Raw genomic sequence first — 12,742 nt, 5'->3', positions numbered from 1 at the left:
CCGCGAGCCGGGCACACCCCCTGTGCCCGGCTCCGAGGGTCAGCTTTCGGCCAGCACGATCAGCCAGTCTCCGGCGTCGAAGCGAACCCGATGCCTCTTGTCGGGGTTGATCGTCACGCCGTAGTCGGGAGCGGTGGCGGCCGATGCGCGCCGCCGGTATCCGACGGCGCATTCACCGCGCCGACGCGCCGACTCGACGGCGGTGGCGAAGGTGACCTCCCGGTCGAGCCGGACGTAGTTGCCGATCGGTTTCAGGTGGAACTCGTTCCCCTCCGCGGTGAACAACTCCTCGAAGAGGGCGGCGAGGTAGCGGCTCTCCGAGATCTGCGCCATGAGGAGACTGATCAGCCTGCCGCTCACGATGAAGTCGGCTCCGGCCCGGGCGGGCGCGAGGAGGCGGTTGCCGTCGTCGGACATCTCCGTGGTGAGGGCGAGTTCGTGACGCGCTGCGTCCCCGATCGCCCGCAGGTGCAGCAGCGTGACCAGCGTGCGGTCGTCCGCCTCCGACTCCGTCTCCGTCTCCGTCTCCGCAGACCGTTGCGGATGGGCCGGCAGGCTCGTATCGCCGATGACGATCACGCCGTCGTAGGACGGGACGTCCAGCTTGTCCAGTACCCGTGGATCGGTGATGTCCCCGCTGCGGAACGCCACTTCGAGATGGCCTTGTCCCGGAGCGCCGCGGACGGCACCGCACATCGTGGCGTCGTCGCCGAGCGCCACGACGTCCAGGGTGCTCCCGGGGCTCACGTACTGGTCGAGCTGCTCCACGATGAGCGGCGCCCGCCGGTTCCAGCCGAGCAGGAGCAGGCGCTTGGCGGCGGGCGTCCTGGGGGCGGCCGTGACGATCGCGTCCTCGTCGACGCAGGAGGACGCGTCACCCGGTACGGCCGTGTCGTCGTCCCGGGTGATGACGATGATCCGGTCGCTCGCGCCGATCGTGGAGCCGGGGGCCGGGTTGAGGGCGACGGCGCCGTCCGCGCGCAGCAGGCCCACCACCGAGGACGTGGTGAAGGACAGCAGGGCCTCGCCGAAGGTGCGTCCGGCCAGGTCCCCGGCAGCGGCGGTGTAGAACTCGTCGCCCTCGAAGTCCAGCAGCTCCTGGTACACGAGCGAGAGGCCCGGCTGGAGTGCGGTCTGGACGAGGAGTCGGGCCACGATGTGGTCGACGCAGAGGACGTGTCCGCGCGGTCCCGCAGCCAGTTGGGCGGTGACGTGGTTGCGGGCGTCGCGGACGGCGGCCACCACCACCGCCTCCCCGCCGTCGGGAACGGCCGCGTCGAGGGCGAGCAGCGTCTTCACCACGTGGGCGTCACCAGCGTCCCCACCGGGCGGCAGGACGAGCACGGCCTTGGCGGTCCGCGGACTCACCCTGCACAGAACTGCGGGATCGGTGGTATGGCCGGTGCGGCAGATGATCCGAGTCGTGCCGGGGTCGGTGACGCGGGTGGAGATCCCGTCCTCCATCTCCACCTTGTCCCTGGGGGCGAGGACGGCGATGGCCGCCCGCCGTTGATTGGCGTTGGCGGCGACCAACTCGCCGATGACCGGGAAGATCTGGTCGGACCAGCCCAGGACGATGGTGTGCCCGGTTTCCAGGACGGTGGAGTGGCCGAGGCGAAGCGACTTGATGCGCCGATCGATGCCTGTGGTGATCAGACTGACCAGCGTCGACACGAACAACAGGGCCACCAGGGCGAGCGACACGGAAGCCAGCACGTAGAGGGGCGAGCCGACCGCGCCCCCGATCTTGAGCGTCTGGCCTACGCTGACCCACACCGCTTGGAGCCGGCCGGACAGGGTGGTCGGGGCCTTGCGGTCAGCCCAGACGAGTACCGTACTCGCCGGAACCACGACGGCCAGACAGGCCAGGGCCAGCCACCCGATGAGCACGGTGGTCCCGCCTGCCACCAGGTTGTCGAACCGGTAGCGAAGGCGCTGGCGGAGGGCTGTGTGCTGCTGCGCCACGCAAGCTCCCGTGCATGAGACGTGCCGATCGGACGCCTGCCGGCCGCCCTCGCGCTCACCCTAGGCAACCCGGCACGTCATCCGGCCCGAAGCCACTCGCCCTCACTCAGAGGTATGAACGGCGCCAGCCTCGGGGGTGACCGTACTGGTGCCGGCTCGGCCGTGGCCGCCGAGGCCTGCATGGGGTAGCCGCCGTCCTCACCTTCCTCGGCGTAAGGATGACCGCTCCCAGGCCCGCAGGCGCACGCCCCGCGGGCGCACCGCGGCCGCGATAGCCGCGCACGCGGCGTACAGGAGACTGTTCGCGCAAGATGATGCGGGGACACGACGCAGGGGGAAGGGCACTATGGCGATCTGGGATCAACTGGGGCCACTGCTGGGTGTGGTGGTCGGCTCGCTCGGTTCGTACGCCGTGCAGAGTTCCACCGAGCGTCGGCGGTGGAAGCGCAGCGGGAGGAGCGGTGGGACGAAAAGCGCTTCGAGACGTACGGCCGCTACGCCAACACTCTCAAGGCGCAGCTGCGCGTAGCCCAACGCATAGGCGCCGCGCTCGGATACGCCGATGTGGCCGATCCGCTGCAGCCGGTAGACGGCCTGCCGCTGCTCGCCGACGCGGAGTCCCGCCGCGCGACGGAGTGGGAGTCCGTCCTGCTCGTCGATGATGCGGCGACGATCGCGGCGGCGCGGCACTGGCACGAGACGACCTGGACCGTCGAACTCCTCGTACGGGAGGGGCCGGCCGACGCCGAGTTGTGGACCAAGGCCCACCGGCTGGCGAGTGCGGCTCGCGATGCCTTCTACGAGAGCGCACGGCGCGACCTCGGCATAGACGGGGCGCCGCCGCCGGGGGCCTGGCCCCGGACGTGGCGGGCCGAGCTCTCCGGGTGAGCGCTCCGCTGCGCGCCGACGCCGCATGCCGATGTGCTGGGCGGTCGGCGTCAGCGTCCCGACGATGACGTCCACGTGCTGGTGAGTCGGAGCGTGGGCCGTGGGGGTCGGGGCTCTGGGAGGCAGACCGACATGGGGTGGGCTACGCAAGCGGGTGTCGCCGGACCGGCTGCCCCCCCATGGCGGCCGACGTCAGCGACGTTGTCATCCCCATTTCGTGGCCGCCGGCCAGCCTCGTGCCCCGTGGCGGCGGCCATCCGCACCAGTTTCGACAGACAGTGCCGGGGCACATGCCGTAGCGTCACGACGCTCGGAACCGGGAGGGTACATGTCCGGACTCATCGCAAAGCTCAAGCAATTCAGCCGCAGCCCGCAGGGGCAGCGGGCGATCGCTTCGGTCCAGCGTGCGGCTTCCGACCCGCGCAAGCGGGAGCAGGCCCGCGGAATGCTCCGGCGACTTCGGGGCAGGCGCTGACCTCGGCCAGGGGGAACGGACCGGCCCTGGACGGAAGACGCTGATGCTCCGCTTCGTTCGGCCACCCGGCAGCTTGCGGCTCCCCCACGTCTTCGGCGGAAACGATGCCCCACACTCTCCGGCTGGCGCCCCCGGCGCCGGGCGGCGGCCGATATACGCCGCCCGATCCGCCCAAGCCCCCGGCAACCGCCGGGGGCTTTGCGTCGCGCTCACGCCCATGGGTTCCCGGCACCACCCCACCACTTCCTCGTGGCGCGCACCCGGTGGCAGCGAGGACCTCAGGGCTACCACCCGGGCGCTTGCTCGCCGTTCGGCTCGGCGCCCCGGCAGCCCCGCCCGCTGAACGCACACCGCCGCCGGTTCCTCATATCCCGGACGTGGAGTACGTGGAGATCGCACACGACACGTGGCTCCCGCAGGCAGCGGCATCGACTACCAGCGACGGCCCGCCGCCCGACCACTTGGGGTGGGAGGACGCCGTTGCCGCGCCCGAGTTGCCGGCCGGCGCTGCGGCGTCCGTGTTGTGGAGGGGCAGCGTGCCGACGCCCTCCCCCTCATGTGAAGGAGTGCTCGTGCTCACCACGCCCCACCGCCCCGACCGCCAGGCCCTCGTTATCGGAGCCTCGCGTGGGTTAGGGCTCGTCCTCGCCGACGAACTTGCTCGACGCGGTTGGCACGTCATCGCCACCACGCGCCAGGAAAGCGGCTCGCTGCAGGCCCGCGCCGACGCCTGGAACGGACGGCTGGAGACCGAAACGCTGGACATGACAAGCCCAGAACAACTGGCCGCTTTGCGCCGACGCCTGGCCACCGACATGTTCACCGAGGTGATGATCACGAACGCATTGAGCCCGCTGCGCGTCCTGGAAGCCCTCCGCGGACTCGTCGCGCCCTCCGGAACCGTCGCGGTCATGTCCTCGGAGCAGGGCAGCATCTCGCGCAACACCGAGGACGGCTACGACCTCTACAAGGCCAGCAAGGCCAGCAAGGCCAGCAAGGCCGCGCTCAACCAGCTGATGCGCAGCTACGCCACCCGCCACGCCGACGACGGCCGGACCAAGCTGCTCATCGATCCCGGTCACAACCAGACCCAGCTCGGCGGGCCTGACGCGCCGCTCTCGCCGCAGGAAAGCATTCCCGCCGTCGTCGACGTCCTCGAAGCGCAGACCGGCGCCCCCGGCCTGCAGTTTTTGGACCGCCTGGGCGAGAGCGTCCCGTGGTAGCGCACCACGGCCCAACGGCACGGTGCAGGTACTGCTGCCCTCTACGGCTCCTCGCACCAGCGGGAGACCCGCAACCCTGACAGCCTCACCATCATCGAACGGTGGACGGCCGGGACGCCCGCGACACTCTTCCGCCGACTCAGCGCCAGACGTTGGTGTTCACGATCTCCCCGGTCTTCAGGTCGATGCGACCGTGGAAATCGCCCGCGTTGCGCGTGACCGTGATCATGAGTGGCCGCCCGTCCTGGGGGAAGGCGTCGTAGAAGCCGTGCACATCGTCCGGGTTCCTCAGCAGGTCGCGCGGCGGGCGCAGCCGGAACCACTCCGAGCCGTCGGCCCCGTAGACCACCGCGTTGTCCGAAGCGGTGAAGGGTGCACCGTTGATCGGTTCCACCACCAGCACCAGCGATTCACCGTACTCCCGCCACGCCATGACAGCCCGCGGCGGAAGCCCGTACCGCTTCTCGACGTCCCCCGCGGAGCCGCTCCACCGGACCGTGGTGTCACCGTCGGCCCAGGCAACCACAATGTCCGGCTCTTCTGCTGTCACTGAGAATCTCCACGGGTGGGCCGACTGGGATCAGCCGGGCTCGATCTTCGGACCATGGTCTCTGTGTGCGTGCCGTCGGCGGGCAGATGGCCCTGCTTCGGTCCATCTGAGGTCCAATGCTGCTTTCTTCAACGAGGATCGGGTCACCGTCCGAGATGCGGTAGCGCGCCGCAGGAGCAAGACGCCCTGCCGTGCCTCCAAGACGACGGGCCGACGTACTCTCCGCGACCTCCGATCACCTTGATCAAAGGCATAGGGGCACCCCCTGGCGGACGGCCACCCAACGGTCAGGACGCGGCTCAGGGCCGGCGGCCCGCCGGCTCGGCCTTGTAGCCGAACCGGCGCGGGCCCCGCTCAGCCGAGGTGGGTGAGCCTGCTGACGAAGGAGGGCTCCGGGAGGGCGTTCTTGACGGCCACCGGCACGCTCTTGGCTCCTTCACCGTCGCCGGCCTTCAGGGTGGCGACCTCCGTGCCGGCTTTCGCCTTGTGCGGCAGTGGCGAGGCGCCGGCGGCCGCGGCGACGGTGAGCTTGAACTGCTGGCCCGGAACGCCGATCACGTTCAGATCCTTGGTGGCCACGAGCGGGGTGCGGCCGCCGAGGCCGTCGTCCACGTAACCCACCGTGTCGCCCTTGCGGACGAGCGGGATGGACGCCAGGGCCGTCCGCACCGCTTCGATGATCTTCTTGCTGTTCGTCTGCACCAGGGCCAGGCTCTTGGTCGCGTTCGGGTCCGGGCCCTCCACGCGCTGCTCCATCAACGTGCCGAGGATCAGCGGGGTCTCGTCGCCGACCGACTTGTACGCCGCCCACATCAGTGCTCCACCGGCCGGTGTGCTGGAGCCGGTCTTGATGCCGCGTACGCTCAGGCCCTGCACGCCGAGCAACTCGTTGTTGTTGATGAGCGGCTGTGCCAGCCCCTTGATGGGTGCGCTGGGCATGGCGACGATCGCGCGGAAGACCTCGTCCTTCATCACCGCCTCGGCCAGCTTCAACTGGTCGGTGGCGGTGCTGACGGTGCCGGCGTCCAGGCCGCTGGGGTCCGTGTACGTGGTGTCGTTCATCCCGAGGTCCCTGGCGGCGGCGTTCATCTTCTCCACGAACGCGGCCTCGGAGTCACTGCCGGTGTCCCAGCGGGCCAGCAGTCGGGCCGCGTTGTTGCCCGACGGGATCATCAGCATCTTGAGCATGTCCTGCTGGCTGAACTTCGTCCCGGCCGTGAGCCCCTGGATCCGGGACTCGTTCTCGGCGTTGCCGTCGGCCACGGCCTTCGCGTCGATGGTGATGTCGGGACCGGGATCGTTCTTGCGCAGGGGGTGGCCCTTGAGGATCACGTAGGCCGTCATCACCTTGGCCACGCTGGCCGTGGGGACGGGCTTCTGCTCGCCGAACGTTCCGACGTCGCCGGAGCCGGGGACGCGGACGGCTCCCTGGCCCTTGGCGGGCCAGGGGATGGAGAACTGCCCGTCGACGGTGTCACCGGTCTCGGTGGCGACGACCTGGGGGGTGGGGAGCGGACGCAGCAACTGGGCGCCGGCGTAGGCCCCGGCGAGGAGCAACAGGATCGGCGTCCACACCTTGACGCGGCGCAGCGCGGTCCGGCGGGGGGTCTCCGGCGGGGCGGGGGTGGTGGTGAGCTCGGCCAGTAGGTCCAGCGGTGGCTTGGGCGTCGCGGGCGCGGGGGCCTGGGGTTGCGGCTGGGGCCGCGGAGCGGTGGGCGCCGGCACGTCGAGCGGCTTGAGGGCGACGAACTGGCTCGTCCGCTCAGGGTCGTGGTCCTGATCCTGAGCCCAAGCGGGCACCTTCCGTGCCTCACCCTCGGCCGTGGGCTTGGGCGTGGGCGTGGGCTTGGGCGTGGGCTTGCCCTTGGTGCTGGGGGCGGGGCTTGTGCCGGTGTCGGTGCTCGTGTCGGTGTCGGTGTCGCGCTGGTCACCAGGGGCGTCGGAACGGTCGCCCGGCTCTTCAGCGCTCTCTGCTCCGACCGAGGGCCGAGCTTCCTTGTTCGCATCGCGACGCGCCTTGCTGCCGTCCCCGGACGTCTCCGTCGCGGCGTCGGCTGTGGGTGCTGGAGCTGCCCCGGCCTTGGTCCCGTCATCCGGCGCTTCCGCGCGCGTCGCGGGCTTGGTTCCGGCCTTGGCGGTGTCGCGTGCCGGCTTGCTGAGCGTCAGCGTGCGGTCGGCCTTCTCGTCGGCCTCGGCCGTGGTCCCGGTGCGGTGCGCGGGCGCCTCGTCCGGCTCGGGCTCGGTGGGCCGGGAGTCGCACTCGGGTTCGCTGCTCGCCGCGGCGGCGTCGGGTGCGGGAGCCTCGGCGTCCGAGGCCGGCTTGGAACCGGCCCCCCCGATGTGGGATGTGGGCTTGGTGAGCGTCAGCTTGCCGTCGGCCTGCGCGTCGGCTTCGGTCTCAGGGGTGGGTCGATTCCCGCTCTTGGGCTTCTTGCCCGGTGCGGAGGCCTTGGGCTCGGGGGACGCGGCTCCCGCGTCATCGGCCCCGCTGTCGCTGTTGGGCTTGGCGGCGGTACGTACGGGCACGGCGAGAACCTGCGTGTCGTCGGCCCCCTGCCCGGCCTCGGCTTCGGTGTCCTTGTCCGCCGCGGCCGCGGCCGCGGCCGCGGCCGCGGCACCAGCCTCGGGCTCGGCCTCGGCGGCGGAAGGAGGTTCAGCCGCGTTGTCCGCCGTCGGCCGCGCCACGGCTGGGGAACGGTCGGTCGTTCCCCCGGATGTGATTTCGGCCTTGGCCTTGGGGGTGTCGGCGGGCGTGGCAGTACGGCGCGCGGACTGCGTGCCGCCGGTCGTCTCCCCGGTTTCGGTTGCGGCGTTGGTGCGGCTGCCGGCCGAGGACCCAGCCTTCGCCCCGCTGCTCGCGGCTTCGGTGCCTCCTGCGTCAGGCTGGGGTTCGGGCGTCGAGACCGCGCCGGTGCGGTCGGCCCCGGCCTCTGTCTCCTGCCGGGCGGTATCGCGCGCAGGCTCGGGCTCGCCGGCCTCGGCCCTGTCTTCGGGCTCATCGCCTGGTGCATCAGCACCGCGGGTGAGGAGCGCCCCATCGGCATCGGCATCGGCCTCTGTGACGTCCTCAGTGTCCTCTTCCCTGGGTGTGTCGTCGGGGCCCGCCCCTGTGGTGGTGGGTATCTCCAGCTCCGGGTCGTCCGAAGAACCGCCCGCCACCGTCATCGCCTTCATCCCAGCCCCGCCTTGCCGCTCACACTGTGCAGATACCGTGCGGCGATGCCCTACGGAGCTTCGCCGGACTGCTAGACGCACGCAGCGCACAGCTCGTTCCACCTGCTCGATCTTGGGATGGTTCGGCACCACATGCCGGACGAGTTCCGTTCCCGCGCCGCGGCGATGACGAGGCCGATGAGGCGGTGTCCTCCAGCCGCCCTGTCTTTACGTCACACGTCACCCGTCAAGCCGGCCGCCACCGTCGCGGGCGGGCGGCCCTGTGCGGCACGGCTTCCCGCCCGGTGGGCACGTGGTCGTCCTCGCAAGAAGAGGTGAACCGCCAGGCGACCGGCGCGCTTGACGGCAGGCTCTGGGCGAGGCCGGAGTCCACCACTGTGTCGTGCTCGACCAGTTCGACCTCGCCGCAGGAATCTCCAGGGATCTTCGAGAGGGCCCAGGGCCCCGCTGCAGAAAAGACGCCACTGCGGCGCAGCCCCGCCCGGCCCCGGCGATACCGCTCCCGGGGCAGCCGGGCCCAGACGCGATGCGCTGCCTGCAAGAATCGGCTGCGGCTGATCGACGAGCGATCGACCGCCTTCCGGCCCGCGGTCGCCTACGCGCCCAGCCTCGACATGCAGGTGCCCTCCTGCCCCGAGTGGACGCTGTTCGATCGGGTACAGCACCTTGGCGAGGGGCGCCGGTCCTGGGCCGCCACCGTCGCCGCGGGGCCCGCTTCGGCCAAGGCCGCGCCGGAGGGCGTCCCGGCTGCGCCCTGGGAGCGCGGCCCTGCCGGCCTGGTTGGCCGCATCGACGCAGCAGCTGCTGGACGCACTGCGGGAGGCCGGCCCGGATCGCGGTTGCTGGACGTGGTGGGGTTCGTCCCAGTCGCCGCAGACGAGCGGTGTCGACGAGTTCCTGTTCACCTGCTGCGCGACGACGGCCGCCTGGCCGCACAAGCCCGCTGCCGTCGACTACGGGGCATGGCCCGTCCCTCGTTCAGCTGGCGAAGGACTCGGGGCGGAAGCGGCCCACATGCGCAGGTCCACCCGCCGGGCCCCTCCCCCGAGCTGTCGGGCCGCGCACGGTGGAGCCGGGGCGGTGCGGCCACGTCGGTACGAGAAGGCTGCAGCCGCCGGCGTCGAAGGCCGCCTGGTGAAGCCCGGCCACGACGGGCCGAGAAGCCGAGAAGGGTGGGCCCGCCGGTCGGCGGCCGCCTCCGTCACCGACAGCGCGCGATACCTGTGACCGGTTTCGCGGGAAGGGGGTAGAGCACGCCGGTGAGCTGCTCCGAGAGGCTCCACAACCGGTGTGCCGTGGTGGGGTCCTGGATGGCGCGCTCCCGGCTGCGGAGGACGGGTTCGCCGCGGAGCTGGAAGGGCCCGTCGGGTACGACGTAGCTCCCTCCGGGCAGATCGGGGACGGTCGCGGCGTACAGGGAGGTCTTGGCGCCCTCCGGTGTGGGGCGGAAGGCGCTGCGCAAGAGCAACCGCATGAGGGTCGCGTAGGCGCGGCCCCGGGTGCTGTTGGCGCCGCCGGTGAGTACGTTGGAGCGCGTGAGTCCGGGGGCGACGGCCATGCTGCGCAGCCTCAGCCCGGCATTGTCGGCCCTTCTTTGCAGTTCCGTGGCGAAGTACAGGTTGGCCCGCTTCGACTGCAGGTAGGCGAACATCGCGCGGTAGCTGCGCTCGGCGTGGAGGTTGGTCATGTCGAACCGGGCGAATCGCTGGCCCTCGCTGCTGACCGTGACCACGCGCGGGTCCGGGGCGGTCAGCAGGTGCGGCATGAGGAGGCCGGTGAGCGCGAACGTGCCGAGGTGGTTGACGCCGAACTGGGACTCGAAGCCGTCGGCGGTCCGAGAGAACGGCACCATGGCGATACCGGCGTTGTTGACCAGGAGATCGAGCCGGTCGTGACTCCAGTCCTCGGCGAACCGACGGACGGACTCCAGGTCGGCGAGGTCGAGCAGGCGCAGTTCGGCGCGGGCGTTGGGGACTTCGGTCCGCAGCCGCTCCAGCGCGTCCTGCCCGCGCTCGCGGCTGCGGCAGGCGAGTACGACATGGGCGCCGCGGCGGGCGAGTTCGCGAGCGGTGACGTACCCGATGCCGCTGTTGGCGCCGGTGACCACGGCCCGGCGCCCGGATTGACCGGGGATGGAGTCCGGCGTCCAGCGTTCGCGCAGGGAGGCTCGGGCGGATGCCCGGAGGTGAGGGGTCATGGGACCTCGATCCGTGGGTGGGTCAGGGGCATGGGGGCGCAACAGGCTCACTAGGACGCAGGAGAGCGCAGGAGAGCGCAGGCGCATTGCAACTTCGAGTTGCAATATGCTGATGCTGTCGCAAGTCCGCCACTAACGCAACCAGGAGTTGCAATGGAGTCCTCCCGGTCGCCCTCAGGGCGTGGACCCGCTGTCGGGCGGGGCAACAAGATGCGTGCCGCCGTGTTGGAGGCGACCGTCACCGAGCTCACGGAGACCGGGTACGCCGCACTGACCGTCGAGGGCGTCGCCCTACGGGCCGGCGTGCACAAGACGACGATCTACCGGAACTGGAAGACCTCCGACGGCCTGATCGCGGACGCGCTGACCCGCCACTTCGCCACCGCCATCACGATCCCCGACACCGGGGCAGTGGAAAGCGACCTGCGCGCACTGGCCCGCTCGCTCGTCGCCACGATGACCTCACGCGCGGGCCACGCCCTGCTGGCCACCGTCCTCTCGGACGCCGGACGCCTGCCGCAGCTCGCCGAGATCAAGCGCGCACTCTTCGAGGACCGCTTCCGACGGGCGGAACCCGTGGTGACCCGAGCCGTCGAGCGCGGCGAACTGCCCACGGAAACCGACCCCGACGAACTCCTCAAGGCCCTCGTTGCGCCGATCTACTTCCGGCTCGTGTTCACCGACGAACCGGTCGACGAGACGACTGCCGATCGGGCAGTGGCCGTTGCCCTGGCCGCCGCGCACGCCCGCGCGCTGCCGGCTACATGACCGAACCCGAGCGCCGGGGCGAGGAGCTCGGCGGCGAGTGCGGGCGCAGCAGCGCGACCGGGGAGCGCACCGGCATTCGGAGCCGCGGTTCCCCTCACCCGCGCTGGTCCGCCCCGTCCGCATCGGCCGGCTTCCCGGTCCGTCAGGCGCGGCTCCGTGTCGTTTCCGGCTCGCGCAGCGGCGCTGCCGCGCGGCGCGGCAGCAGCAGGGGCGTCGCCAGGAGCAGTACGCCGGCCAGGCCGATGGCCGTACGCGGGCCGAGCAGGACGCCCAGCACGCCCCAGACGGCCGTCAGGAGCGCGGTCGAGGCCCTGGTCGTCACCGCCCAGGCGGACAGCGTGCGGGTCACCCGGTCGGACGCGGTGCGCTCAAGGCGGTAGGTGGCGTAGACGGGGTTGAAGACCGCGCAGCAGAAGATGATCCCGAACTCGACGCCCATCACCAGCAGCAGTCCCCCGGTACCCGGCCCCGGGAGGGCCAGCCCGATGGGCCAGAGCGCGCGCAGCGTCCCGGCCGCGACCAGGACCCGGTGCTGCCCGAATCGGGTGGCAAGCGGTCGGGCCAGCCGTGAACCGAGCAGGCCGCCGATGGAGGGCACGGCGAAGGCGAGGCCGTACTGCCATGGCGTGAACCCGAGTCGGCCGAGCATCAGGACGACCAGCAGCGGCTCGGCGGCCATCAGCAGGCCGTTGAAGCAGGCGGTGTTGAAGAACAGCGGACGCAGCGTCGCATCGGCGAGGATGTACCGCCAACCGTCGAGCAGGTCCCCGGCCCGCATGCGCGCGGCGTCCGGGCGCTCGGGCCGCGGCTCGTGGCCGCCCGTCGCGCGGATGCCCAGGGCCGAGAGCAGGTAGCTGACCGCATCGGCCGCCACCGTCGCCACCGGGCCGAGGAGCCCGATCGCCGCGCCGCCCAGCGGCGGTCCGATGATCGTGGTCGTCCAGGTCGTGGACTCGAACCGGGCGTTGGCGACGAGCAGGTCCTCGGCCGGCAGCAGCGTCTTCAGGTACGCGCCGGAGGCGGCGCGGAAGGTGATGTCGGCCGCAGCGACGACGACCGAGACCAGCAGGAGCTGAAGGAAGCCGAGCACGCCGAGGGCGAAGGCGGTGGGGATCGTCAGCAGCGCCGCGAACCGCACCAGGTCCACCGCGATCAGCACCGGCCGCTTGCGGCGGAACTCCACCCAGCGGCCGAGCGGCACCGCCACGGCCGCGCCCACCGCAGCCCCCGCGGAGGACAGCGCGGCGACTTCGGCCGGCCCGGCGTGCAGCACCTGGACGGCGATCAGCGGGAAGGCGCCGAAGGCGAGCCACGTGCCGAGCGCGCTGGTCCCGTACGCGCCCCAGAGCCACCCGAACCGCCGGCCCAGACGGTGTCCGAGCAGATGTCCCCGCCGTCGCCCGCTCCTCATGCCCGACACCCCCCGCCACTCACCCGCACGCTCATCCGCGACCGGAAGCATCAAAGCGGGCAACAGGCCTGGGGACCAAATGACCAGCCTG

At 71.5% G+C, this 12,742-nt stretch carries 8 protein-coding genes and 1 pseudogene; 4 read left to right on the top strand and 5 right to left on the bottom strand.

Annotated elements, in window-relative coordinates; translation table 11 throughout:
• Positions 1–39: 39 nt before the first annotated feature.
• Entirely contained in the window at positions 40–1,965 is a 1,926-nt protein-coding gene (locus AC0666_RS30460) for a CASTOR/POLLUX-related putative ion channel (RefSeq protein ID WP_468964097.1), read from the bottom strand.
• Between the two features lie 438 nt (positions 1,966–2,403).
• Between AC0666_RS30460 and AC0666_RS30455 the strand changes: the two genes are divergently transcribed.
• Both AC0666_RS30455 and AC0666_RS30450 read left to right on the top strand, forming a co-directional pair.
• On the top strand, positions 2,404–2,853 hold the full coding sequence (locus AC0666_RS30455; protein WP_478708792.1) for a hypothetical protein: 450 nt from the start codon (positions 2,404–2,406) through the stop codon (positions 2,851–2,853).
• Between the two features lie 1,047 nt (positions 2,854–3,900).
• Positions 3,901–4,551, top strand: coding sequence for an SDR family NAD(P)-dependent oxidoreductase (locus tag AC0666_RS30450; RefSeq protein WP_478708791.1), 651 nt, complete (start codon positions 3,901–3,903; stop codon positions 4,549–4,551).
• Positions 4,552–4,690: 139 nt separating this feature from the next.
• Here the strand turns inward: AC0666_RS30450 and AC0666_RS30445 are convergent, their stop codons facing one another.
• Together AC0666_RS30445 and AC0666_RS30440 are read right to left on the bottom strand one after the other, a co-directional pair.
• Entirely contained in the window at positions 4,691–5,101 is a 411-nt protein-coding gene (locus AC0666_RS30445) for a hypothetical protein (protein ID WP_478708790.1), read from the bottom strand.
• Positions 5,102–5,455: 354 nt separating this feature from the next.
• On the bottom strand, positions 5,456–7,786 hold the full coding sequence (locus AC0666_RS30440; RefSeq protein ID WP_478708789.1) for a serine hydrolase: 2,331 nt from the start codon (positions 7,784–7,786) through the stop codon (positions 5,456–5,458).
• 1,037 nt (positions 7,787–8,823) lie between these two features.
• On the opposite strand from AC0666_RS30440, the pseudogene AC0666_RS30435 reads away from it, so the two are divergent.
• A pseudogene (locus AC0666_RS30435) lies at positions 8,824–9,238 on the top strand (maleylpyruvate isomerase N-terminal domain-containing protein); the annotation flags it as partial.
• 238 nt (positions 9,239–9,476) lie between these two features.
• Here the strand turns inward: AC0666_RS30435 and AC0666_RS30430 are convergent.
• Positions 9,477–10,472 carry an oxidoreductase gene (locus AC0666_RS30430; RefSeq protein ID WP_478708788.1) on the bottom strand — a complete coding sequence of 332 codons (996 nt, stop codon included), beginning with the start codon at positions 10,470–10,472 and terminating at the stop codon, positions 9,477–9,479.
• 210 nt (positions 10,473–10,682) lie between these two features.
• Here AC0666_RS30430 and AC0666_RS30425 point away from each other — a divergent pair, with 210 nt between their 5' ends.
• Positions 10,683–11,240, top strand: coding sequence for a TetR/AcrR family transcriptional regulator (locus tag AC0666_RS30425; protein WP_478708787.1), 558 nt, complete (start codon positions 10,683–10,685; stop codon positions 11,238–11,240).
• A gap of 142 nt (positions 11,241–11,382) precedes the next feature.
• On the opposite strand, the gene AC0666_RS30420 is transcribed toward AC0666_RS30425, so the two are convergent.
• Positions 11,383–12,651, bottom strand: coding sequence for an MFS transporter (locus AC0666_RS30420; RefSeq protein ID WP_478708786.1), 1,269 nt, complete (start codon positions 12,649–12,651; stop codon positions 11,383–11,385).
• Positions 12,652–12,742: the final 91 nt, after the last annotated feature.

The organism is Streptomyces sp. NPDC043680 (genome assembly GCF_056436685.1).
This window is presented reverse-complemented; position numbering and strand designations above follow the sequence as displayed.

Coding starts and splice junctions, on each gene's coding strand:
- AC0666_RS30425 (WP_478708787.1), top strand. CDS start 10,683: ATGCGTGCCGCCGTGTTGGAGGCGACCGTCACCGAGCTCACGGAGACC.
- AC0666_RS30420 (WP_478708786.1), bottom strand. CDS start 12,651: ATGAGGAGCGGGCGACGGCGGGGACATCTGCTCGGACACCGTCTGGGC.
- AC0666_RS30430 (WP_478708788.1), bottom strand. CDS start 10,472: ATGACCCCTCACCTCCGGGCATCCGCCCGAGCCTCCCTGCGCGAACGC.